Source organism: Glycomyces sp. L485 (assembly GCF_022548875.1).
Taxonomy (GTDB): Bacteria; Actinomycetota; Actinomycetes; order Mycobacteriales; family Micromonosporaceae; genus Glycomyces.
In genome coordinates this window covers 36,084-59,249 of sequence record NZ_JAKZEW010000010.1, presented here as the reverse complement: position 1 = coordinate 59,249, position 23,166 = coordinate 36,084, and the positions used below count along the sequence as shown (strand labels likewise).

Annotated in this window: 23 protein-coding genes and 1 other RNA gene; 10 read left to right on the top strand and 14 right to left on the bottom strand. The window is 68.6% G+C overall.

Annotation, left to right across the window (positions count from 1 at the left end):
- Positions 1-49: 49 nt before the first annotated feature.
- Complete coding sequence (locus L0U85_RS07835; protein WP_241377199.1) at positions 50-1,828, bottom strand: NAD+ synthase; 1,779 nt, start codon at positions 1,826-1,828, stop codon at positions 50-52.
- Positions 1,829-1,860: 32 nt separating this feature from the next.
- Positions 1,861-2,613 carry a sulfite exporter TauE/SafE family protein gene (locus L0U85_RS07830; protein WP_241377198.1) on the bottom strand — a complete coding sequence of 251 codons (753 nt, stop codon included), beginning with the start codon at positions 2,611-2,613 and terminating at the stop codon, positions 1,861-1,863.
- A gap of 32 nt (positions 2,614-2,645) precedes the next feature.
- On the opposite strand from L0U85_RS07830, the gene rnpB reads away from it, so the two are divergent.
- An RNA gene (rnpB, locus tag L0U85_RS07825) (RNase P RNA component class A) lies at positions 2,646-3,030 on the top strand.
- A gap of 12 nt (positions 3,031-3,042) precedes the next feature.
- On the opposite strand, the gene L0U85_RS07820 is transcribed toward rnpB, so the two are convergent.
- On the bottom strand, positions 3,043-3,408 hold the full coding sequence (locus L0U85_RS07820; RefSeq protein ID WP_241377197.1) for a hypothetical protein: 366 nt from the start codon (positions 3,406-3,408) through the stop codon (positions 3,043-3,045).
- A gap of 12 nt (positions 3,409-3,420) precedes the next feature.
- Positions 3,421-3,933: a hypothetical protein gene (locus L0U85_RS07815; RefSeq protein WP_241377196.1), complete on the bottom strand. Its 513-nt coding sequence runs from the start codon at positions 3,931-3,933 to the stop codon at positions 3,421-3,423.
- A gap of 203 nt (positions 3,934-4,136) precedes the next feature.
- On the opposite strand from L0U85_RS07815, the gene L0U85_RS07810 reads away from it, so the two are divergent.
- From L0U85_RS07810 to L0U85_RS07795, 4 genes are read left to right on the top strand one after another with little or no spacing between them, the layout of a single operon-like run.
- Positions 4,137-5,612: an ABC transporter substrate-binding protein gene (locus L0U85_RS07810; RefSeq protein WP_241377195.1), complete on the top strand. Its 1,476-nt coding sequence runs from the start codon at positions 4,137-4,139 to the stop codon at positions 5,610-5,612.
- 1 nt (position 5,613) lies between these two features.
- Positions 5,614-7,371, top strand: coding sequence for an ABC transporter permease subunit (locus L0U85_RS07805; protein ID WP_241377194.1), 1,758 nt, complete (start codon positions 5,614-5,616; stop codon positions 7,369-7,371).
- On the top strand, positions 7,368-8,816 hold the full coding sequence (locus L0U85_RS07800; protein ID WP_241377193.1) for an ABC transporter ATP-binding protein: 1,449 nt from the start codon (positions 7,368-7,370) through the stop codon (positions 8,814-8,816). The genes L0U85_RS07805 and L0U85_RS07800 overlap by 4 nt, the downstream gene beginning before the upstream one ends.
- Positions 8,817-8,825: 9 nt before the next feature.
- Positions 8,826-9,341, top strand: a complete 516-nt coding sequence (locus tag L0U85_RS07795; protein WP_241377192.1) for an NUDIX domain-containing protein — start codon at positions 8,826-8,828, stop codon at positions 9,339-9,341.
- A gap of 45 nt (positions 9,342-9,386) precedes the next feature.
- Here L0U85_RS07795 and L0U85_RS07790 read toward each other — a convergent pair whose 3' ends face one another.
- Both L0U85_RS07790 and L0U85_RS21210 read right to left on the bottom strand, forming a co-directional pair.
- Positions 9,387-9,833 carry a cytochrome c oxidase subunit 4 gene (locus tag L0U85_RS07790; protein ID WP_241377191.1) on the bottom strand — a complete coding sequence of 149 codons (447 nt, stop codon included), beginning with the start codon at positions 9,831-9,833 and terminating at the stop codon, positions 9,387-9,389.
- 12 nt (positions 9,834-9,845) lie between these two features.
- On the bottom strand, positions 9,846-10,784 hold the full coding sequence (locus tag L0U85_RS21210; RefSeq protein ID WP_241377190.1) for a cytochrome c oxidase subunit II: 939 nt from the start codon (positions 10,782-10,784) through the stop codon (positions 9,846-9,848).
- Between the two features lie 150 nt (positions 10,785-10,934).
- Between L0U85_RS21210 and L0U85_RS07780 the strand changes: the two genes are divergently transcribed.
- Genes L0U85_RS07780 through L0U85_RS07765 form a run of 4 tightly spaced genes read left to right on the top strand, consistent with a single transcriptional unit; the run spans position 10,935 to position 13,301 of the window.
- Entirely contained in the window at positions 10,935-12,053 is a 1,119-nt protein-coding gene (locus tag L0U85_RS07780; RefSeq protein ID WP_241377189.1) for an aminotransferase class V-fold PLP-dependent enzyme, read from the top strand.
- Between the two features lie 27 nt (positions 12,054-12,080).
- Positions 12,081-12,470 (top strand): Type 1 glutamine amidotransferase-like domain-containing protein, encoded by a 390-nt coding sequence (locus tag L0U85_RS07775; protein WP_241377188.1) that lies wholly within the window; start codon positions 12,081-12,083, stop codon positions 12,468-12,470.
- A 32-nt stretch (positions 12,471-12,502) separates the two neighbouring features.
- Positions 12,503-12,820 (top strand): Type 1 glutamine amidotransferase-like domain-containing protein, encoded by a 318-nt coding sequence (locus L0U85_RS07770; protein ID WP_241377187.1) that lies wholly within the window; start codon positions 12,503-12,505, stop codon positions 12,818-12,820.
- Between the two features lie 43 nt (positions 12,821-12,863).
- On the top strand, positions 12,864-13,301 hold the full coding sequence (locus L0U85_RS07765) for a hypothetical protein (protein WP_241377186.1): 438 nt from the start codon (positions 12,864-12,866) through the stop codon (positions 13,299-13,301).
- On the opposite strand, the gene L0U85_RS07760 is transcribed toward L0U85_RS07765, so the two are convergent.
- From L0U85_RS07760 to L0U85_RS07725, 8 genes are all read right to left on the bottom strand, one after another.
- Complete coding sequence (locus L0U85_RS07760; protein WP_241377185.1) at positions 13,282-14,322, bottom strand: dipeptide ABC transporter ATP-binding protein; 1,041 nt, start codon at positions 14,320-14,322, stop codon at positions 13,282-13,284. The two genes, L0U85_RS07765 and L0U85_RS07760, sit on opposite strands and share 20 nt — an antisense overlap.
- Positions 14,312-15,352 carry an ABC transporter ATP-binding protein gene (locus tag L0U85_RS07755; RefSeq protein ID WP_241377184.1) on the bottom strand — a complete coding sequence of 347 codons (1,041 nt, stop codon included), beginning with the start codon at positions 15,350-15,352 and terminating at the stop codon, positions 14,312-14,314. The genes L0U85_RS07760 and L0U85_RS07755 overlap by 11 nt, the downstream gene beginning before the upstream one ends.
- A 7-nt stretch (positions 15,353-15,359) precedes the next feature.
- Positions 15,360-16,283, bottom strand: a complete 924-nt coding sequence (locus L0U85_RS07750; RefSeq protein WP_241377183.1) for an ABC transporter permease — start codon at positions 16,281-16,283, stop codon at positions 15,360-15,362.
- Positions 16,276-17,286, bottom strand: a complete 1,011-nt coding sequence (locus L0U85_RS07745; RefSeq protein ID WP_241377182.1) for an ABC transporter permease — start codon at positions 17,284-17,286, stop codon at positions 16,276-16,278. The genes L0U85_RS07750 and L0U85_RS07745 overlap by 8 nt, the downstream gene beginning before the upstream one ends.
- A gap of 63 nt (positions 17,287-17,349) precedes the next feature.
- Positions 17,350-19,008: an ABC transporter substrate-binding protein gene (locus tag L0U85_RS07740; RefSeq protein ID WP_241377181.1), complete on the bottom strand. Its 1,659-nt coding sequence runs from the start codon at positions 19,006-19,008 to the stop codon at positions 17,350-17,352.
- A 228-nt stretch (positions 19,009-19,236) separates the two neighbouring features.
- Positions 19,237-19,989, bottom strand: coding sequence for a PfkB family carbohydrate kinase (locus tag L0U85_RS07735; protein ID WP_241377180.1), 753 nt, complete (start codon positions 19,987-19,989; stop codon positions 19,237-19,239).
- Between the two features lie 102 nt (positions 19,990-20,091).
- Positions 20,092-20,460, bottom strand: coding sequence for an iron-sulfur cluster insertion protein ErpA (gene erpA, locus L0U85_RS07730; protein ID WP_241377179.1), 369 nt, complete (start codon positions 20,458-20,460; stop codon positions 20,092-20,094).
- Between the two features lie 85 nt (positions 20,461-20,545).
- Positions 20,546-21,658 (bottom strand): glycerate kinase, encoded by a 1,113-nt coding sequence (locus L0U85_RS07725; RefSeq protein ID WP_241377178.1) that lies wholly within the window; start codon positions 21,656-21,658, stop codon positions 20,546-20,548.
- 123 nt (positions 21,659-21,781) lie between these two features.
- On the opposite strand from L0U85_RS07725, the gene nadA reads away from it, so the two are divergent.
- Positions 21,782-22,948, top strand: coding sequence for a quinolinate synthase NadA (gene nadA, locus L0U85_RS07720; protein ID WP_241377177.1), 1,167 nt, complete (start codon positions 21,782-21,784; stop codon positions 22,946-22,948).
- Positions 22,949-23,166: the final 218 nt, after the last annotated feature.

Genomic DNA, 23,166 nt, shown 5'->3' with positions numbered 1-23,166 from the left:
CGGTCCCCGGGTCATTACCAGACGAGACTAACGCTCATCGATGTCCGTGTCACTCGGCGAGCGAGTCGTGTGACAAACTCCCCGTGCCCCTCCCCCGGAAGTGGTTGGTGATCGGCAGACGCCGGTCGCGGCCGAAGGACTTCCTGGAGATCTTGGTGCCCGGCGCGGACTGGCGGCGCTTGTACTCCGCGCCGTCCACGAGGCCCGCGATGCGCCCGACCAGGTCGGCCGGGTAGCCCTGGGCGATGAGCTCCTCGCGGCCGGCGTCCCCGTCGACGTATGCGAGCAGCATCGGGTCGAGCAGGGCGTACTCCGGCAGCGAGTCGGAGTCTCGCTGGTCGGGGCGCAGTTCGGCGCTCGGCGGCTTGAGGATGATGTTTTCGGGGATCGGCTCGATCTCGCGGTTGTGCCGAGCATGTTCGTTGCGCCAGGTCGCCAGCTCGTAGACGAGGGTCTTGGGGACGTCCTTGATCGGCGCGAAGCCGCCGCAGGAGTCGCCGTAGAGCGTCGAGTAGCCCACGGCGTACTCGCTCTTGTTGCCCGCGGCGAGCACGAGGTGGCCGTGCTGGTTCGACAGCGACATCCAGATGACGCCCCGCACGCGCGCCTGGAGGTTCTCCAGGGCGAGCCCCGAGAGGGACATCTGGGTCAGGTAGGCGTCGACGATTGGCTGGATCGGCTCGACCAGGTGGTGGATGCCGCAGCGTTCGGCCAGATCGGCGGCGTCGTCGACGGAGTGCCGCGAAGAGAACTGGCTGGGGTTGGCGACGGTCCAGACGTTCTCGGGTCCGATCGCGTCGCGGGCGAGGACGGCGGTGACGGCCGAGTCGATGCCGCCGGACAGGCCCAGCAGGACCGACTTGAAGCCGTTCTTGCGGACGTAGTCGGCCAGGCCGAGCCGCAGGGCCTCCCAGACCTCCTCGTGGTGGCCGAGGTCGGGGGCGAAGGTCGGCTCGATTCGGTCCTTCGGCTCCGGGGCCGCTTCCGAGATGACGTGGCGGGCGATGCTCATCGTCGTCGACGACTGGTTGGCGACGTCGACGAGCCCACCGGCGGGCGGCAGGTGGAGGTCGGCGAGGAGCAGCTCGCTTTCGAAGCGGCGTGCGCTGGCGATCACCTCGAAGTTCGAGTCGACGACCATCGAACCGCCGTCGAAGACCAGGTCGTCCTGTCCGCCGACGATGTTGACGTAGGCGATCGGCGTGCGGATCTCTGAGGCGCGGCGGAACAACAGCTCGCGGCGCTGATCCTGTTTGCCCTGCTCGTACGGGGAGGCGTTGATGTTGACGACCAGGCCGGCCTCGGCCTCTTCCGCGGCGGTGAACGGCACGCCCTCCTGCCAGAGGTCCTCGCAGATGGTGAAGGCCACATCGACGCCTTGGATGCGGGCGAGGTGCAGTTCGTGACCCGAAACAAAGTACCGGTCCTCGTCGAAGACACCGTAGTTCGGAAGATGGTGCTTGTAGTAGCGGAACAGGACCTTGCCGTCCTGAAGGAGCGCCAGCGCATTGCGGATGCCGTGTCCATGGGGATTGCCGAGCGGCCCGTCGGCGTCGAGGTAGCCGACGGCGACCGGGAGGCCGCCGTTGCCGTCCTCGGCGAGCTCGGCGGCGAGGCGTTCGAGGCGGGCGCGGCTGGCGTCCACGAAGGACCGGCGCAGTGCGAGGTCCTCGACTGGATAGCCGGTCAGGGCCTGCTCGCCGGTGGCGAGGAGGTGCGCGCCGGCCTCGGTGGCGGCGGTGGCGGCGCGCCGGATGAGTTCGGCGTTGGCGTCGAGGTCGCCTACGGTCGGGTTGTCCTGGGCGAGTGCGATACGGAGCGTCGGCATGGACCTATTGTTCCCCGTGCGAATGCCGGGCGTCACCTCACCAGGAGAATGGCGCTCAGGACCACGCCGTAGACGATGATGCCGATCCGCAGCGGACGTTCGGGGAGGTGCTGGAAGACGCGGGCGCCGACGTAGCCGCCGATGAACGTGGCCGGGATCAGGACGCCGATGGCCCACCACGCGACGTCGGCGAAGAGGCCGTAGACGACGACGGTCACCACGCCGACGATGAAGGTGCAGAAGTTCTTCAGGGCGCCGATGCGGGCGAGGCTCTCGGTGAGGCTCATGGCGATGACGGCCAGGAGGACCAGGCCGAGCGCGGCGTTGAAGTAGGCGCCGTAGAGGCAGCCGAGGCCGACGCCGATGTGCAGGGCGACCGGGTGGAGGGCACGGCCTCCGTTGAGGGCGGTGACCTTGCGATTGACCCAGGGGCCGACGGCCATGAGGAGTGTGGCGGCCAGGACCAGGAACGGGACGAGGTTTTCGAAGACGGCGTGGGAGGTGTTGAGCAGCAGGATCGTGCCGCAGATCGCCGCGACGAAGGCGGTGGGGATCAGCGTGAGCGCGCGCCGGCGCTGGCCGCTGAGGTTGTCGCGGGATCCGAATGCGGCCGCGGCGTAGGCGGGCGCGACGGCGATGCCGTTGGTGGCGTTCGCGTAAAGGGGTGGGACGCCGACGGCGAGGAGTGTCGGGTAGGTGATCAGGGACCCGCCTCCGGCGACGGCGTTGAGCCCGCCGGCGACGAGTCCGGCGAGCAGCAATCCGGTGACCTGGAGCAGCATCATGGCGCTCGACAGCGTAACCTTGAGCGCTGGGACGAGTCGGCCAGGCGGTCGCGGCAGTGACGGAGCCCGTCACTGGCGAGGAACGTCCGGACTCCAAAGGGCAGGGTGGTTGCCAACGGCAACCCGGGGTGACCCGCGGGACAGTGCCACAGAAAGCAGACCGCCGGCTTCGGCCGGTAAGGGTGAAACGGTGGTGTAAGAGACCACCAGCGCCGCCGGTGACGGCGGCGGCTAGGTAAACCCCACCCGGAGCAAGGTCAAGAGGAGCCGCGAGGCTCTGCGCGGAGGATCGAGGGCGGCCCGCCCGAACCCCCAAGGGGTGCCTTCGCGGGTAGACCGCTCGAGCGCGTCGGCGACGGCGCGCCTAGATGGATGGCCGCTCAACGACAGAATCCGGCGTACCGGCCGACTCGTCCCACCTTCGGTCCGCTATCCGGCGAAGGCTTGGAAGAAGATCGGGAAGGTTCCCAAGAGGCCGAATGCGATCAGGACGAGCGAGACGGCCAGTTCCTTGCGTGACTCGGTCTTCTTGCGGCGATAGACCAGGTGCAGGACGATCCAGGTGAGCAGCCAGATCGCGACGGCCCAGGTGGTCTTGCCCGAGAGCGGGCCGACCGGGTCGTAGAAGTTGAGGAACTCCTTGACACCTTCGTTAGCCTCCGCCAGCGTGGTCAGCAGGCCCAGCGCGAAGCAGCCGATGCCGACGGCGAGGATCGCGGCCGTGATGGGGCCTTCGGGCTTGTCGATGTAGCCGCCGAGTTCGGCGGCCGGGCCGGTGTCCGGGTTCATTGCCATGGTGCTTCCCTCCTAGATGAGCGGAGCGGTCTTGGTGATCAGCGCACCGAAGGCACCGGCGATCGCGGCGACCCCGAACGCGAGAGTGAACAGCCCCAGGGTGGTCTTCCGCAGCCGGTCGTGCAGTACGAGCCCGGCCCCGTAGTAGAAGACGATGAATGCCACCAAGGTCGCGAGCAGCGGGCTCATCCAGGCGATGTGCTCCTTCCACTCCATGCCGAAGTGGTGCCACTCCGCGGTCGCCGGGTCGGCCAGGAGTGTCGACCGCGGGCTGTCGGGGACGTCCTCGCGGTACCAGGGGTAGACGATCCAGGTGCCGGTGATGACGGTCCCCCAGGCGGCCACGGCCATCGCTGTCGTGCCGATTTTGAGCCGAAGGACCCGGGCGCGGATGCCGGCCGAGGTCATCTGGTGGGGGCGCAGGGCCCACAGGCCTTCGAGGCCTCCTGCGAAGCCGAGTAGGAAGAGCGCTCCGAGGACCATGCCGTGGACGAGGGTCCAGAATTCGTGGTGCGTCAGGCTCATCTGCCTCACCGCTTCCTTGAGTGGCTCCGTCGGGCGCGCGGACGAATGTCAAGCGTATGTGACCCGCACCTCGATGACAGGGAGATTCCCTAGTGGGACCGGATGTGACCAGAGGCATCTCGCACAGCGGTTCTTAATGAATACGGTTTTCATTTCGCTAGGCTCCCGTGACGCACGCCCCGCCCGTCCCCAGGAGCTTCGCCATGTCTGTCACTCGCCGATCCTTGATCAGCGCCGCCGCCGTCCTGCCCGCAGGCGCCGTCGCGGCCTGCTTCGCCGCCGAGGCCGAGGACTCCGACGGCCGCGTCCGCATCGCGATGATGCAGCCGCCCCGCTCGGGCCTGACGCCGCTGTCGGACGACGCCTTCAAGCTCTCGCGGTGGTCCACCGCCGAGACGCTCGTGGTGTTGGACGGCGACGGCACCGCGCTGCCCGCTCTCGCCACGGACTGGACGCAGGACGGCACCGGCTGGACCTTCACCATCCGGGAGGGCGTGAAGTTCCACGACGGCACCGGCCTCACCGCCGAGACCGTCGTGAACTCCCTGACCGTCGCCTCCCAGGCCGCCCCCAAGCCGCGGATCCTCGACGGCATCGACCTCACTGTTGTCGCCGAAGGGAACACGGTCACCGTCAGCAGCGCCGAGCCCGACCCGATCATGCCCGAGCGCCTGTCGTCCCCGCAGCTGTCGATCCTCGCCGCGAAGGCCTACGAGGGCGACGTGGTCGACCCGGTCGGTGCGGGGACCGGCGCGTTCGTACTCACCGCCGTCAACGGCACCACGTCGGCTTCGCTGGACCGCAACGACGAGTGGTGGGGCGGCGAGGTCGCCGCCGCCGGCATCAACGTCGTCTTCGTGCCCGACGGCACCGCCCGCGCCGGCCGGCTACGCTCCGGCGAGTCCGACATCGTCGAGGCCGTCCCCGTCTCCCAGGCGGGCCTGCTCGACGAGGACCAGATCACCGAGGTGCCGATGCCGCGCACCTGCACCTTCTACCTCAATTGCGAGTCCGGCCCGTTCGCCGACCCGGCCCTGCGCGCCGCCGCCCGCGAAGCGATCGACGCACAGGAACTGGTCGACGGCGTCTATGAGGGCCGCGCCGACCTCGCCGAGGGCCTCCTCGGCCCTGCCATCCCTTGGGCCGAGCGGCGCGCCGGACGCACCGAGCCCGCCGACGCCGGGCCCGCCGACGGCACCGCGATCACCATCGGCACGTTCACCGACCGCGCCGAACTCCCCGAGGTCGCTCAGGTCCTCCAGCAGCAGCTCGAAGACGCCGGATTCACCGTCGAGCTCGACATCCGCGAGTACGCCAACATCGAATCGGACGCGCTCGGCGGCGCCTTCGACGCCTTCATCCTGTCGCGGGCGACGGTCCTCGACTCCGGCGACCCGGTCGCGTACATGTACTCCGACTTCGCCTCGGACGGCTCGTTCAACATCGCCCAGCTCGCCGACGACACCGTCGACGAAGCGCTGCGAGTCGCGGCGGCCACGCCGACCGGCGACGAGCGCCGCGCGGCGGTCCTGGAAGCCGAGACCGCGATCCTCAACACCGACGGCGCCGTCCCGCTGCTCCACGAGCGGGTCATCCAAGGCGACGCGACCAACGTCGTCGGCTCGGCCAAGGACCCCCGCGAACGCGAACTGGTGACCGCCGAGACCCGGATCGCCTGAGATGCGGGGCCCCGAGGTGAAGGCCGCACTCGTCCGCGTCGGGACGCTGCTGGTGCTGCTTGCGGTGGTCGGGCTGCTGCCGTGGATGTCGCGGCAGGACCCGGCGCTGTCGGTGCTCCGCGCCCGCTACGCCGAGCAGGAACCGACGCCCGAAGCGCTCGCGGCGATCCGCGCCGACCTCGGGCTCGACGCCGGACCGGTCAGGCTGCTCGTGGACTGGGCCTCCGGCCTGGTCCACGGCGACTGGGGCACCTCGTGGGTCTCCGGCACACCGGTGCTGCCGGACGTCCTGTCCGGACTCGGTGTGTCGCTGCTGCTCATGGCGTGCGCACTGGCGGTCGCGCTGGTGACCGCGACCGCCCTGTGCGCCCCCACCCTGATCCGCGGCGCGCGCGGCATCCTCGGCGAACGCCGTCCCGGCGGGGCGGTCGGAGCGGTCTTCACCGCCATGCCCGAATTCCTGCTGGCCACGGTCGGCCTGATCGCCTTCGGCGTGTGGCTCGGCTGGCTGCCGACCTCGGGCTGGTCCGGACCCCGGCACCTGGTGCTGCCGGCGTTCGCGCTCGGGCTGCCCGCGGGCGGGCTGCTCGGGCGGCTGGTCGGCGACGCACTCCCGGCGGCCTTCACCGAACGCTGGGTCGCCCTGTGGCGGGCCTCGGGCGTGTCCGAGGCGCGGATCGCCCTCGGGGTGCTGCGTCGCGCGCTACCGTCGGTGCTGCCCCAGCTCGGACTGACCGTCGTGCTGCTGACCGGAGGTTCTGTGGCGGTCGAGGCGATCTTCGCGATCCCCGGCCTCGGCCGCTCGGCTCTCGGAGCGGCGAAAGCGCAGGACCTGCCGATGCTGCAGGGCTGCGTGCTCGTGCTGCTCGCTCTCGGTCTGGCGGCGGGAGCGCTCACGCATCTGGCGCGGCGCAGGATGCTCGGGACCGGCCTGCGCGACGCGGCGCTGTCCCTGCCCGCTCCGCGACTGGCCCCGGCCACCCGGCGCCAGCTGGTCGTCCCGTTCGCGCTCACGGTGGTCCTGGCGACAATCATCGGCTGGGGCCTGCTGCGCGACCCGCTCACCGTCGACACCGCCGCCCGTCTGCTCGAGCCCTCGTGGGACCACCCGCTCGGAACGGACTCGCTCGGCCGGGACGTCCTGGCCCGCATCGGCCACGGCGCGACCACGACCGTCGGCGTGGCGGCGGTCATCTGCGCGGTCAGCTACGTGTGGGCGATCGTCCTGGGATTCTGGCCTTCTTTCGCGACCGGGACCGCCGAGGTGTTCAACGCCCTGCCTCCGGTCCTGACCGGCATCCTCGTCGCTGCCGTCATGGGCCCGGGGACGGCCGGCGCGGCCGTCGCGGTACTGCTGGTGTCGTGGCCGGCACTGACCACCCACGCCTCGGCGCTGGTCGCGGAGTCACGGGCCGCCGCACACCTGAACGCGCAGCGGGCCCTGGGGGCGACGCCCGCGTGGATCTGGACCCGCCACGTCCTTCCCGAAGTCGCCGGGCCGCTGGGACGCCACGCGGTGCTGCGGCTGCCCGGCATCGCCCTGGCGCTGGCGTCGCTTGGTTTCCTGGGCCTTGGCACCCAGCCTCCGACGCCCGAATGGGGGCTGCTGCTGGAGGAGTCCCGCGCCTACGTCGAGCGGGCACCCGCGGCGGCGCTGGCACCGGCCGTGGCCTTGGCGCTGCTGGCCGGACTGGCGGTGTCCACATCGAACTTGGGGCGCCCGCGGCGTCGACGCGCGGAAGTGGAGGTCGCGGCATGAGCGAAACACTGCTGACCGTCAAAGAGCTCGGTGTCGCCATCGGCGGCGCGGAAGCCGTCCGCGAGCTCACCTTCCGGATCGAGCCCGGCGAGACCCTCGCGGTCGTCGGGGAATCGGGCGCCGGGAAGTCCTTGACCGCCAAGGCGATCCTGGGGCTGCTCCCCCAAAGGTCGGCCGTCACCGGCTCGATGGAGCTCGACGGGCACCAGCTGGTCGGCGCGGGACGCTCGGTCTACCGCCGGCTGTGGGGCCGGACTCTCGGCTACGTGCCGCAGGACGCCCTCACGGTGCTCAGCCCGGTCCACACGGTGGCCGAGCAGCTCGCCTCCTCCGCAGGCCTCGTCCAAGGGCTCGACCGCCGTTCGGCCCGGCGAGCCGCGCTCGCGGCGCTCGAATCGGTCGGCATCGCAGCGGAACGGGCCGACGCCTACCCGCACGAGTTCTCCGGCGGCATGCGCCAACGGGCCGTCATCGCGATGGCGACCATCAACGGGCCGAAGCTCATCGTCGCGGACGAGCCCACCACGGCGCTCGACCCGCGCATCCAGGCCCAGGTCCTCGAACTGCTCGGGTCCATGTGCGAGCAGACCGGTGCCGCGCTCATGCTCGTCACCCACGACCACGACGTCGTCAAGGCCTACGCCGACCGGGTCCTGGCGATGCGCCGAGGACGCCAGATCCCGTACGTGCCCGAAGACGCGGACCGCCCGGCCCGGACACCTGTCGCCGATCCCGCTCCGCTGCTTTCGGTCCGGGACCTCACCGTCGACTACGCGGGTACCGGCCGCGCGGTCGACGGCGTCTCCTTCGACATCGCCGAAGGCGAGACGCTCGCCCTCATCGGCGAGTCCGGCTGCGGCAAGTCCTCAACCGCCTCGGCGGTGCTGCAACTGCGGCGGCCCGAATCCGGGTCGGTCGTCTTCGAAGGCCAGGAACTGACCAGGATGACCGGGGCGGCGCTGCGCGCCGTCCGGCCCGCGATCCAGCCGGTCCTCCAAGACCCCTACGGTTCCCTGAGCCCTCGCCTGACCGCGGGCCGCGCCGTCGCCGAACCGCTGCGCATCCAGGGCCGCTGGAACGAGGACTCCCCCGCCCGCATCGCCGAGCTGTTCGACCGGGTCGGCCTCGCCCCCGAACTCGCCGACCGTTACCCGCACGAGCTGTCCGGCGGGCAGTGCCAGCGCGTCAACATCGCGCGGGCGCTCGTCTGCGAGCCTCGCCTGCTCGTCCTCGACGAGCCCACGAGCGCGCTCGACCCGAGCCTGCGGCAGGGCATCCTCGACCTCCTCCGCGGCCTTCAGGAGCGGCTCGGCCACGGCTACCTGTTCATCTGCCACGACCTGTCGCTGGTGCGGGGTTTCGCGCACCGCGTCGCGGTCATGCGCGAAGGCCGGATCGTCGAGACCGGACCGGCGTCGCAGGTGCGCTCGCCGGTCGCCCGATAGGGTGTGCCGGTGACTCCCTCAGTGAAGCGGCGCAGGGCGCCCTTGGTCCGCAGGGCCGTCGGCCTGATCTTCTACAGCCTGCCGTCTGGGTTGCGGCGCAGGATCGTGCGGATCGCGATGCCGACGTACACGCTCGGCTCGGTGGTGCTGGTGATGGACGAGGCCGCGACGCGGCTGCTGATGCTGCGACAGCCGCCCGGGAAGCGGTGGACGCTGCCGGCGGGACTGCTGAACCGCGGCGAGCGGCCGATCGAGGGCGCGAAGCGGGAGCTGGCCGAGGAGACCGGGATCGAGGCCGATCTGGAGGAGCTGGTCCCGGCGGTACCGTGCGCGGTGGTCCACACCAGCGGCCGCTGGGTCGACAACGTGTTCCGTCTGGTGCGCGACCCCGAGTCGACGCAGATCATCGTCGACGGCCACGAGGTGTGGGACGCGGCATGGCACCAGGCCGACGACCTGCCGGAGATGACGCGGGCGACCGCGCGGCTGTTGTCGAACTACGGGCTCGGCCCCGAGGCCGCATAGAGAAAGGGCCCGGAGCCGAAGCTCCGGGCCCTGCACGATTCTCGGCTACTGCGGGCCGAACTTGCGCGTGCCCGTGTAGTACTCGAAGGTCAGGCCGCCGGTGGCGAACAGCAGCGCCGCGCCGCCTGCCACCATGAGCCACGGCAGCCAGAAGACGACGCCGATGCCGGCGAGCACGGCGGTCGCGGCCAGGCCGAGCGGCCAGTACGAGCCGGGGCTGAAGAAGCCGACCTCGCCGGAGACGTCGGAGATCTCGCCGTCCGCGCGGTCTTCGGGACGCGGGTCGATGCGCCGCGAGATCACCCAGAACACGAGCCAGACCATGCCGGTCAGGAGCCCTGAGAAGACCAGGGCCAGCGTGCCGACCCATTCGATCTGGTTCGGCACCCCGTAGGCCGGGTTCTCGTTGAAGTAGGTCACCGGGGCGTAGATGCCCGCGAAGACGAACATCGAGACCATCACGATGAGGAAGAGCTTGGTCTCAGTTTTCATGATTCGCGCTCCCTAGCTCGCTTCGCCCGAGTTCGGGTCGGTGTCGAAGGTGTTCGTGGTCGTGGCGTACGGGTCCTGGCCGATCGCTTCGAGAGCCTCGGGGGTCGTCGCGCCGCCGACTCGCTCGTCGATGAACGTCTGGTAGTCGTCCGGGGAGACGACGCGCATCTCGAAGTTCATGAACGCGTGGTAGGCGCCGCACAGTTCGGCGCAGCGGCCGACGAAGGAGCCCTCGGAGTTGAAGTCGACCTCGAAGCGGGTGGTCTGGGCCTCGCCGCCGGGGATGACGTCGCGCTTGAACAGCAGGTCGGGGACCCAGAAGGAGTGGATGACGTCCTCGGAGCTGGCCACGAAGCGGACGTCGTCCTGGTTCGGGACCACGATGATCGGGATGTACTCCGAGTCGCCAGTCTCCCGGACCGGTTCGCCGTCGGCGGTCTCCAGCGGCTCGCAGTCCTCGTCGGTGTAGGTGAACTGCCAGTTCCACTTGAAGGCGGTGATTTCGGTGCACGCGGTGGGGTTGTCACTCATGAAGGTGACCTCGTCCTGGACGATCACCGTGAAGTAGAAGAGGACGCCGATGAGGATGAACGGCAGTCCGGTGAAGGTGAGCTCGGCCGGCAGGTTGTACTTCGTCTGCGGCGGGAGGAACTCCTCGTCGAGGCGCTCCTGCGGCGGGAGCTTCTGGTCGCGCTTCTTGTAGGCGACGATGCACCAGAATGTCAGGGCCCACACGATGACGCCGACCACGAGCGCGGCGACGGTGGCGCCGACCCACAGGTCCATCATCATCTCGGACTGGTCGGTCGGCTTCGTCCGGGGCCACCCCAGGTAGAAGGCGTCTTCCAGGCTGCATCCGGCGAGCACTGCGGGAAGCAGCGCGACGATTCCGGTGAGACCTATGGCGCGGCGGGCGCGGCCGCGAGATTCCCGGGACGGTTTTCCGACCACCTGTCTCATGCCTTTCTGAGCGCTTGGCTGCCGTGCCGTCGCCGGGCAGGCGGCGCCACGCAGATCTAACGGACCAGAGCCTACTGCCCCGGGTGCGTGCCCGGGCGCAAGGGGTTGGGTTCGGTGCCCGGCGTCTTCTACATTGGGGAGGTGACCCAGACATACTTCGACGGTGCGACCGCCCAGCCGCCGCATCCGGCCGCCAAGGACGCCTATGCTGCGGCTTTGTCGGAGGGTTGGGCGGGCCCCGGGAGACTGTACACATTGGGCCGGCGATCGCGGATGCTGCTGGAGGCGGCCCGGCAGTCGGTGGCGGCGTCACTCGGGGTGGCGCCTGATGAGGTCACTTTCACATCGAGCGGTTCACATGCCGTGCAGGCCGGTTCACTGGGCGTCATCGCAGCGCGGAGCGCGGCGGGGGCGTTCGTGTACGGGGCGGTCGAGCACTCGGCGGTGCTGCACGCGGCCCAGTGGCACCAGCGTCAGGACGGCACGGCGGTCGAGGTCCCGGTGGATCGGGTCGGGCGCGTCGACGCCGACCCGCTGGCCGGGATCGACGGCGCGGCCGTACTGGCAGTGCAGAGCGCGAACCACGAGGTGGGGACCCGTCAGCCGATCGCCGCTATCGCGGCGAACCTCGGCGGCGTCCCACTGGTGTGCGACGCGGCGGCGAGCCTGCCGTGGGAGCCGGTCCCCGAGGGCTGGTCGGTGCTGGCGGCGAGCGCCCGCAAGTGGGGAGGCCTGTCGGGCTGCGGGATCCTGGTGGTGCGCAAGGGCACGCGCTGGCGCAATCCGTTCCCGGGAGAGGACTCCTCACTCCAGGAGGCCATAGGCGAGGTCGACGTGCCTGCCGCGGTGGCGGCCGCGGCCTCGCTTCGAGCGGTGGTCGCCGAGCGCGAGGACCTGTCCAAGCGCGTGCGGGTGCTGACCGAGCGGATCCGCGAACACATCGCCGAGACGGTCCCCGACGTGGAGCTCCCGGGGGACCCGGTCGACCGGCTCCCCCACATCGTCACGTTCTCCTGCCTGGGCGTCGACGGCGAGGTGCTGCTGACGGAGCTGAACCGGGCGGGCTTCGCGGTCTCCTCCGGCTCGGCCTGCGCCTCGACGCGGCTGCGGCCCTCCCACGTGCTTCAGGCGATGGGGGTGCTCAGCCACGGCAATGTGCGGATCTCGCTGCACCGCGAGACCACCGAGGAAGAGGTCGAGCGGTTCTTGGAGGTCCTCCCGGGCATCGTCGCGGACATCCGCCGAATGTCGGGAGCGTGAAAGAGTTCGACACCGTGTCAGAACCAGGTGCTGAGGAACCGTTCGGCCGGGCACGTAGACCGGGTCCTGTCCCGAGGCGGCCAGCAGCGCCAACAGCTCAACTCGCAGACGAGCCCGCCCTGCAGGCCCGTCCGGACGATATTCCTGCTCGGCGGCGGCTTCTCGGACGGTCGACACCTCGACCTCGACCGATTGGCGCTCGATGCCGTGCCCAAACCGAAGCCAAGGGTCTGCTTCATCCCCACCGCGAGCGGCGACTCCAAAGGCTACATCGAACGCTTCTACGAGGCATTCGAACCCATGGACTGCCAAATGAACCATCTGGAGTTGTTCAGAAGGAGCGTTGAAGACCTCGATCAGTTCCTGGCAGATCAGGATCTGCTCTACGTTGGGGGGGAAACACTGCAAACCTGCTGAGCCTCTGGCGACTCCACGGCCTTGACAAGGCCGTGACCAACGCATACGAGAACGGCGTTGTCCTCGCCGGAATCAGCGCGGGAAGTGCGTGCTGGTTCGAAGCCTGCCTCACCGATTCCTTCGGGCCGCTCACCGCCCTCGAAGACGGACTCGGCCTGCTGAGCGGAAGCTTCTGCCCGCACTACAACTCCGAACCCGGACGACCCGAAACCTTCACTGCGGCGGTACACCACGGAGATCTCCCGGCCGGCGTCGGCTTGGACGACGGCGCGGCTGCGAAATTCGTCAACGGCCGACTCGAGGTGGTATTCAGTGCCGACCCGGCCGCCGATCTGCACCCCGTTTCATGACAGCACCGCACCAGATCCACGACTCCGCCCAGAGGAGGCGACAATGACGCTCCTGCAGCTCAAACCATATCTGGAAGCCCGCCGAACAGGTGGCATCCTCCGCATCGGCAACATGCCGCCGCGCGGCATCGAACTCGAGTCGGTGCCGGTCGAACTCGACCGCCTCTTGGCCGTGCTCTCAGAACCTACGACCGTGACAGCGGCCGCACAGGCAATGGCAGGGATAGGGGAAGTGCCCGCCGAAGGCTGGACCGAAGGTATCGAACAGCTCGTAGATGCCGGTGTCGTGGGTGACGTCATCACCGACGCAGGGAAACGCCGTCGATATCTTGAGGATTTCAATGACCTCTCCGGCCTCGCGGAGTTTCGCGGTCAGCTCAAGCAATCGTCCGGGCCGGTCGTTCCACGTCGAAGGGGGCTCCCGCGCGTCGCGCGGGAGCCCCTTCTTGTTCGCTCGCCTCCTACTTCACGGCGTGCGTGACGTCGCGTTCCTCGGCGTAGAAGCAGGCCGTCGGGTGCGTGCCGTGGTCTCCAACGTCCAATCCGGGCACCTCCTCGGCGCACTTCTCCGTGGCCTTCCAGCACCTCGTCCTGAAGCGGCAGCCCGAAGGCGGGTTGATCGGCGAGGGCACGTCCCCTTGCAGGACGATCTCCTCCCGATGGCCCCTCAACTCCGGATCCGGCACCGGCACCGCCGACAGCAGCGCCTGCGTGTACGGATGCCTCGGATGGTCGTAGATCTCGGCGCTCGTGCCGTGCTCGACGACCTTCCCCAGGTACATGACCGACACTTCATCGGCGATGTGCCGCACCACCGACAGGTCGTGCGCGATGAACACATAGGCCAAGCCGAGCTCGTCCTGGAGCCGCTGCAGCAGGTTGATGACCTGCCCCTGGATCGACACGTCCAAGGCACTCACCGGCTCGTCGCACACCAGCACCTTCGGCCGCAGCGCCAGAGCCCTGGCGATCCCGATCCTCTGGCGCTGCCCGCCCGAGAACTGGTGCGGGTAGCGGTTGATGTGTTCGGCGCTCAGCCCGACCATGTCGAGCAGTTCCTTCACCGCCTCGGCCCGTTTGCCCCGCGGCACGACGTCCGGGTGGATATCGAACGGCTCCCCCACGATGTCGCCGACGGTCATCCGCGGGTTCAACGAGGTGTACGGGTCCTGGAATACCAGCTGGATGTCGCGCCGCACCGGACGGATGCGCCTCGATGACAGGTCGCCGATCTCCTTGCCCAGCACCTTGATCGAGCCTGACGTCGGCGGTTCCAAGCCCACCAGTAGTTTCGCGAGGGTCGACTTTCCGCAGCCGGATTCGCCGACCACGCCGAGCGTCTTGCCCGCATAGAGCTTCAAGTCGACGCCGTCGACGGCCTGTACCTGTCCGACGGTGCGCTTGAGGACAATGCCGCGCTGGATCGGGAAGTGCTTGAACACGTTCGTCGCTTCCAGCACCGGCTCTGGCGCCGTGTTGCCCTGTCCCAGTTCAGCGTTCATCGCGGTAGACCTCCTTGGCGAAGTGGCAGCGGCTGCGGTGGTCGTCCGCCACCGGCTCGAACGGCGGCACCTCACTCGAGCATTTCTTCGGTTCGACCGCCCAGCAGCGCGGGTGGAACGGGCATCCGCTCGGCAGCGACGCGGGGTTCGGCGGCAGCCCGCGGATCACCTCCAGTTCGCGTCCGACCGTGTCGACGCGCGGGATAGCCCGCAGCAGCGCCTTCGTGTACGGGTGGGCCGGGCGGGCGAAGGTGTCGTGGATGCTCGCCTGTTCTACGATCTCCCCGGCGTACATGACCGCGACGTCGTCGGCGACGTCGGCGACCACGCCCAGGTCGTGCGTGATCAGGATGAGCCCCATGTTGCGCTCTTGCTGGATCTTCTTGAGCAGCCGCATGATCTGCGCCTGCACGGTCACGTCCAGCGCGGTGGTCGGTTCGTCGGCGATGAGCACCTCGGGGTCGAGTGCCAGCGCCATCGCGATCATCACGCGCTGGCGCATTCCGCCGGAGAACTGGTGCGGGTAGTGACCGATCCGGTTCTTCGCGTCGGGGATGCCGACCAGGTCGAGCAGTTCGATCGCCTTCTGCTTGGCGTCTTTGCGGCTGGTGCCCCGGTGGACTCGGTAGAGCTCGCCGATCTGGAAGCCGACCGACCACAGGGGGTTGAGGGCGGACAGGGCGTCCTGGAAGACCATGGCGATGTGGTTAGCCCGCACCGTCCGCTTGGTCTCCTCGTCCTGTTGCAGCAGGTCGACGCCTCTCAGGCGGACTTCGCCGCCGGTGATGTGGCCGGGCGGGGAGTCGAGGATGCCCATGATCGCCTGGGAGGTCACGGACTTGCCCGAACCCGATTCGCCGACGATGGCGAGGGTCGTGCCCTGGTCGAGCGTGAAACTGGCGCCGCGCACCGCGGGGATGCGCTTGCGCCGGACGGTGAAGTCGACGCGGAGGCCGTCGACTTCGAGCAGCGAGGCGTTCATGTCGGCACCCGGCAGGGTGTCGCCTGCGACTCGGATCGTGTCTGCCATTGGTCGGTCACCTCAGCTTCGGGTCGAGGGCGTCGCGGAGTGCGTCGCCGAAGGTCGCGAACGCGAACACCGTCAGTACCAGCAGCAACAACGGTAGGCCGAACAGGTAGATGTAGCCGCCGCCCGCCCATTGAGTGCCGTTCGACAGCAGGACGCCCCAGCTGGTGGCCGGGGGCTGGACGCCGATGCCGAGGACTGCCAGGGCCGACTCGGTGACGATGATCGCGCCGATGGTGGTCGGGACGACCGCCGTGACGGGGATGATCGCGTTGGGCAGGATGTGGCGGAACATGATCCTCCGGTCCTTGGCGCCCAGGCAGCGGGCGGCGACGACGTAGTCGAGGTTCTTGGTCTCGATGGTCGCCGCTCGCACGTACCGGCAGAACTCCATCCAGCCGAATATCGTCAGGGCGATCGCCGCGGGTGCGACGGTCTCGATGACGTTGCCCGAGGAGCCTCGGCCGCGGAAGAGGCTGAGCAGCAGGATCGCGCCGAGCAGCAGCGGCACGACGATGAAGACGTCGAGCATCCGGGAGATGACCGCGTCCAGCCAGCCGCCGTAGTAGCCGGCGAGCATGCCGAGCACCAGCCCGATGAGCACCGCGAGGACGATGACGGTCAGCGCCAGCACGATCGTGGGCCGGGTGCCGTGGACGATGGTGGCCGCGAAGTCGCAGCCGAACGCGTCGGTGCCGAGGGGGTGCTCGCCTCTGAACCACGTGTCGGGCCGCTGGCGTGCCTCCCGGCCGATGCACCTGGTGGGGCTCTTGTCGGTGAACAGGGCCGGGAAGGCCGCCATGGCGAACACGAACAGCAGGATTACCAGGGCGATGATGACGTCGGGGCGTCGGCGCATGGTGTGGAAGGCGTCCTTCCACAGTGACGCCTGTTTCGCCTCCGGCTCGGGCTTGGGGACTGCGAGCTCACTCATAGCGGATCCTCGGATCGAGTGCGGCGTACAGGAGGTCGACGATGAGGGACACGAGCACCACGACGACCGCGCTGACGGTCAGGCCGACGACGACCAGGTTGGTCTCCTGGCGCTGGACGGCTTGGAAGATCATGCGGCCCATGCCTGGGATGCCCATGATGCCCTCGGTCAGCACCGCCCCGGAGAGCATGAACGCGAACAGGTAGCCGACGCCGGTGACGATGGGGATCATCGAGTTGCGCACCACGTGGACGATGGTGATGCGCATCTTCCCGAGTCCTTTGGCCCTGGCTGTGCGGACGAAGTCGGAGCCGAGGTTCTCCAGCTGGCTGGCCCGCACCAGGCGGGTGAGGGTCGCAAGACCGACCGTGCCGACGATGATGCCGGGGACGAGGATCGTGGTCCACGGATAGTCGGGGTTGTAGTTCGGTCTGAACACTTGGCCCATGAACGATTCGGTTCCCCAGATGTCTCGGGCCCACCTGGTCAGCGGGACCGCGGCCATGTACACGTAGGCCAGCAGGATCAGGAACACCGGGACCGAGTCGATCAGGATGGTAGTCCCTCGGACGGAGTGGTCGATGAACCTGCCGCGGTGGCGGGCCGCCCAGGTGCCGAGCACCATTGCGACGACCACCAGGGTGAGGGTCGCGAAGATGAACAGCCGCAGCGTGTTCGGGATATAGATTCCGAGCAGCTCGCCGACGTTCCGGTTGCCGTTGAGCGTGGTTCCGAAGTCGCCGCTCGCGTAGTTCTGGAGTCGTTCGACGAACGGCACCAGGCAGGGGTCGCCGGTGCGTTCGTAGCAGTTGTTGTCGAGCCCGTAGAGCCGCTCGACCTGGGCGAGCATGGCCGGCGGAGGTGTGCGTTCCCCGCCGAAGAAGAGGATGGCCGGGTTGCCGCGGATCTGCACCGACAGCGCCATGAGGTAGTGCAGCAGGAACAGCACGATGAAGAGCGTCAGCAGTCCCTGGAGTATTCGCCGAATTACATAGCGTCCCATTGATGTTCCGTCCTAGAGGCCGCGGGCGGGTCTGTGACCCGCCCGCGGCTCGCTTTCAATCGACTACTCCGTGATGACGATGTCGCGCAGTTCCGCGTCACCGCCAGGTCCGGCGTAGATCGGGTGGACGATCACGTTGTCGACGCGGTCGCTGTAGAAGTAGCTGACCTGCTCGACGAAGATCGGCGCGCTCGGCATGTCGTTTCCGAGGATCTCCTCGGCTTCGGCGTAGATCTCGACCGCGTCCTCGATGGTGTCCGCGGCGGCCGCCTCGGCGATCTTCGCGTCGTACTCCGGGTTCTCGTAGCCTTGGTCGTTCGTGGCGGCGCCGCCGCCGTAGATCGGCTCGAGGTAGTTCTCGTTCAGGTTGTAGTCGGGACCCCAGCCGGAACGGAACGGTCCGTCGAGGTCGTGTCCTTCGCGGTTGGCCAGGAAGTCGGTCCACTCCATCGGAACGAGCTCGTACTGGATGCCGAGCGTCTCGGTGATGGAGTCGCCGATGGCGCGGAAGATGTCGAGGTTGTCGTTGGAGTCGTTGACCCAGATGCGCAGCGGCTCGCCTTCGGGCCATCCGCCGCCGTCTTCGAGCAGCTGGTTGGCGAGGTCCGGGTCGTATGTGCAGTACTCGCCGCAGACGCCGCGTCCGCCGCCGAGGATCGATTCGGGGACCCACGAGTCGAGCGGGTTGAACCGGTCGGGTCCGATGACGTTGAGCACGCCTTCGCGGTCGATCGCCGCCGAGATGGCCCGGCGGATGTTGACGTCCTGGAAATTCTCGTCGTAGAGCGGGTAGGCCAGCATGGCGATGCTGGTGCCGTCCTGGACGATGCGGCGCTCCGCGAGGTCCGGGTCGTTGACGGCGGTCTCGTAGTCGGCCGCGGTCGGGCGGCAGACGTCGATGTCACCGGTCAGGAAGTCCGCCCAGCAGTCGTTGCCTTCGAGGTAGACGTGCCATTGGACGCCGGCGATGGAGGGCTGGTCGGTGGTCTGGTAGTCCTCCCATTTGACGGCGGTGCCGCCGTTCTCGATCGAGTACGGCTCTTCGAACATGAAGGGCCCGTTGCCGATCGGCTGCTCTTCGCAGGCGTCCGTGTCGGCCAGGCACTCTTCGGCCACCGGGAAGAACGCCTCGTACCCGAGCATGGTCGGGAAGCCGATGAACGGGGCCGACAGCTCGACTTGGAGGGTCAGGTCGTCCACGGCGGTCAGGCCGGACAGCTCAGTGGTCTCGGCCTCGGGGAACTCCGGAACCTCGGGGTCGGCCCACTCCTCCTCGGGCAGGGGCTCGGGGTTCATCTCGTCGTAGCCGGCGATGGTCGCCATGAAGTAGTTCAGCGGCAGCGCATTCGGTCCGTACGCGGTACGGTTCCAGGAGCGGATGAAGGCGTTGGCGTCCACCGGCTCGCCATTGTGGAACTGGAGACCCTCCTTGATCGTGATGGTCCACGTCTGGTTGTCCTCGGAGGAGATGTCCTCGGCCACCAGATTGTTCGCCTCGCCGGTGTCGGCGTCGTAGTAGACGAGTCCTTCGTAGACGTTCTTCATGATGCGGAAGCCCTCGGACTCACCGGAGCCGCCGGGAATCACGCTGCGCACCTCGCCGATCTGCATGTTGAGGATGCCGTCGGCGTCGCCTCCGACGTCGCTTTCGTCACCGGCGCAGGCGGTCAGCGCGAGTGCGGCGGCCGCGGCCGTGGCTACGGCCATTTGGATTCGTCTCACTGGTCGCTCCATGGATGTGAGTTGAGTCATGGGATAACTCACACCATGTCGCACAACACCATCAAACGTAAGGGTCCGTTGTGAAATTGTTACCTGTAGGTAGGCCGTCAGAGACAATGCAGCGGGAATATTACGGTCGTGTCACCACTTGAATCCTGATAGGTGAGAAACAGGTTGCCCGAGTGATTCCGGGCGCGAAACGGCATTACTCCGGCGTATCGGTCGAGCTCACTCAGGAAGCAGGTAGGCCGAGGCCTCCGCGGCGCAGGCGGCGCCGTACGACTCGTCCAGGCGATGCACGAATTCAGCCGGATTGACCGTGTACGCGGCGGCGCCGACGGATTCTGCGGCGAGTGCCGCGAGCTGGCTGCCGATCTCGGCCGCCCTGCGCAACGGCATTCCCCAGCCGATGCCGGCCAGGAGCCCGGCGCGGAAGGCCTCGGGGACACCTGAGGGGTCGATGACCTCGCGGGCGCGGGCGATCGGGACCCGCTGGCGGTCCATGTCGTGGCCGGCGATCTCGACGCCGTCGGTGTCCTCGGTGGTGACCCGCACGCGGACCGCCGCGAGGATGTCGTCGTCGGCCATGCCGGTGGTGGCCTGGAGGAACTCGTAGCGGTCCCGGCTGGTGACCAGGAACTTCGCGCCGTCGATGAACTCGGCCGCGTCGGCGCCTTCGAGGGTGCCGGGGTCCGCGCTGAACTCTAGGCCCAGGTCGCGGCACTGCTCGGCGTAGGACAGCATCACCTTGGAGTCGTCGGCGCCGATGTGGACGAGGCCGAGGGTCCCGGAGCGCTCCATGACGTCGATGAGGTCGAACTCCGCGTTGCTGGGTTCGAGGGCGATGGACGGATGGCCGAGCTGGTTCATCCCGTGCGCGATGGCGGCGGCAGAGGAGCCGGAGACGGCGGTCTTCATGGAAAGGACCTCGTTCGGTCGGAGGCTGTCGGACAGACCGGCGTCGGTTTCGGAGGCGAACACGGCGTAGCCCCCTTGGCGACGCTTGCGAGCCATAAATGAGCCCGGCCGAGACACGCGCTATGGGGCGGTTTCGACCGGGCTGTCGGAGTCTCGCGTGAGACTTTAGTGGAACGAGTCGCCGCAGGCGCAGGAGCCTTGGGCGTTCGGGTTGTCGATGGTGAAGCCCTGGGCGTCGATGCGGTCGGCGAAGTCGATGCTCGCGCCCTGGAGGTACGGAACGCTCATGCGGTCGACGACGACCTCGAAGCCTTCGTAGGACTGCACGACGTCGCCCTCGCGGTTGTCGGTGTCGAAGAACAGCCCGTAGCGCAGGCCGGAACAGCCGCCGGGGCTGACCTCGACGCGCAGGCGCAGGCCTTCTTCACCTTCCTGCTCGATCAGGGCTTTGACTTTGGAGGCGGCCGCGTCGGTGAGCTTCACACCGGTGGCGGTGGTCTCCTTGACGTCCTCGGCCTGCTGAGTTGCGCTCACTTGTGGCTCCCTCGGTGAGTTGGGATCAACGGCGTCGATCGGGTCTTCGACTTGTCAACAGTACCCAACGGCACCGGACCTGTCGCTATTCCCGAGTGTAGTTCCAGGTACGGGCCACCGACTCCGCCAGCGCCCGCAGGCCCTCGACCGGCGCTTTCATTGCGGCCTCGACTCCGCCCACCAGGGCGGTGACCGAATGAACACCCGCGAGGTCGGGATGGGAGTCGACGTCGGACCTGCCGGCGAGGACCAGGCAGGGCTTGCCGTGGGCGGCGGCGCCGGTCGCGACCTCGGCGGCGAGCTTGCCGCGCAGGCTCTGCGCGTCGAAGGAGCCTTCACCGGTGATGACCAGGTCCGATGCGGCGACGGCCGCGTCCAGGCCGACGGCCTCGCAGGTCAGCTTCGCGCCGGAGGCGCGCTTGCCGCCGAGGATGAAGAGCGCCATGCCGAGCCCTCCGGCCGCGCCCGCGCCGGGCCAGGCGGCGGCGCCTCCCGGTCCGAGGTCGCGCTCGGCGATCTCGGCGAAGTTGGCCAGCGCGGATTCGAGGAACGGCAGGTCGCTCTCTTCTGCGCCCTTCTGGGGCCCGAACATGCGGGTCGCGCCGTGAGGTCCGAGGAGCGGTGAGTCGACGTCGGTGGCGGCGATGAACTCGACGCCTCTGGTGCGCGGTTGCCCGTCGATCGAGTCGCAGGAGGCGAGGGCGGCGCCGCCGTACGGGAGGGCGTCGCCGGCGCGGTCGCGGCAGGTGTAGCCGAGGGCGGTGAGCATGCCGGCGCCGGCGTCGTTGGTGGCCGAGCCGCCGAGTCCGACGACGATGCGCCTCGCGCCGTTCTCGATGGCGGCGGCGATGACCAGTCCGAGGCCGTAGGTGGTGGCGCGTCGGGGGTCGCGTTCGTGGGGGTTGAGGAGGTGGAGGCCGCAGGTCGCGGCGGATTCGATGTAGGCGGTGTCGCCGTCGCGCAGGTAGTCGGCCTCGACGGGGCGTCCGAGCGGGTCGCAGGCGTTCACGGTTCGCCTTGCGGCCGTGGGGATCGCCGCTTCGAGGACGTCGATGAAGCCGGGGCCGCCGTCGGCGAGGGGCAGAGCGTCGGTTTCATCTTCGGGTCGGGCGCGGCGCCAGCCGTCGGCGATGGCGTCCGCCGCCTCGGCTGCGGTCATGGTGCCGGCGAACTTGTCGGGAGCGATGAGAATGCGCACACCGAGAGCCTAGCCGAAACCACCCCCGGTTCGGCAACCGCTTACAGATTCCTGTTCGAGAAGTGAGCAATCGAGCACACCGCATAGTGCGGTCGATGCTTGGAACGTGCAAGAATTGCTCACATGACGGGCTTCAACGAACCTGCTCCCACCCAGACCGCGCTGCTGCTGCTCGGCAGGGGCACCGACCCCGGCTCGGAGCGCGGCGTCGACTGCCCCGGCGAGCTGCCCGCGCCCAGCGACCCGGACCTCGTCGCTCGCGCCGAGGCAGCCAAGGAGACCCTCGGCGACGACGTCTTCATCCTCGGGCACCACTACCAGCGCGACGAGGTCATCCAGTTCGCCGACGTCACCGGCGACTCCTTCAAGCTCGCCCAGCAGGCCGCGGCCCGCCCCGACGCCGAGTACATCGTGTTCTGCGGCGTCCACTTCATGGCCGAGTCCGCCGACATCCTCACCGGCGACCACCAGCGGGTCGTCCTTCCGGACCTGGCCGCCGGCTGCTCGATGGCGGACATGGCGACGGCCTCGCAGGTCGAGCAGTGCTGGGAGGACCTCGCGGCCTCCGGCATCGCCGAGGCCACCGTCCCGATGACCTACATGAACTCCTCGGCCGCGATCAAGGGCTTCGTCGGCCGCGAGGGCGGCATCGTCTGCACCTCCTCGAACGCCGAGCGGGCGCTGAGGTGGGCCTACGAGCGCGGCGAGAAGGTCCTGTTCCTGCCCGACCAGCACCTGGGCCGCAACACCGTGGTCCGCGAGATGGGCTTCAGCCTTGAGGACTGCGTGCTCTACAACCCGCACAAGCCGAACGGCGGGCTGACGGACGAGGAGCTGCGCGACGCAAAGATCATCCTGTGGAAGGGCCACTGCTCGGTCCACGGGCGCTTCACACTCGACTGCGTGGAAGAGCTGCGCGAGCGCAAGCCCGAGGTGAACATCCTCGTCCACCCCGAGTGCAAGCACGAGGTGGTCGCCGCCGCCGACTACGTGGGCTCGACCGAGTACATCATCAAGGCTCTGGAAGCGGCCGAGCCCGGCAGCTCGTGGGCCGTGGGCACTGAGCTGAATCTAGTGCGGCGCTTGGCGAACCGGCACCCGGACAAGGAGATCTCGTTCTTGGACCGGACGGTGTGCTACTGCTCGACGATGAACCGGATCGACCTGCCGCACCTGGTGTGGGCGCTCGAGGAGCTCGTGGCCGGGCGCGTGCCGAACCAGATCACCGTCGACGTGGCGACCGCCAAGCACGCCCGGGCGGCGCTCGACCGGATGCTCGAACTGCCCTGAGCGGCCCCGACAAGACCGTTGATCCTATAGGATATAGGCGCGGGTCTGCCCCGACGCGTGTCGAGGCGCGGTTCCGCCGCGCGCTCAAGCGGTAAGGACAATCACCGTGCGTTAGGTCCCTACCTGGGGGTTTCTCCCTCGGCTGTTCCGTTATCGTTGATCGACGATCCCGGTCTTATCCACCCATCTGAGGAGACCAGTTGAGCAGCACGCCGACC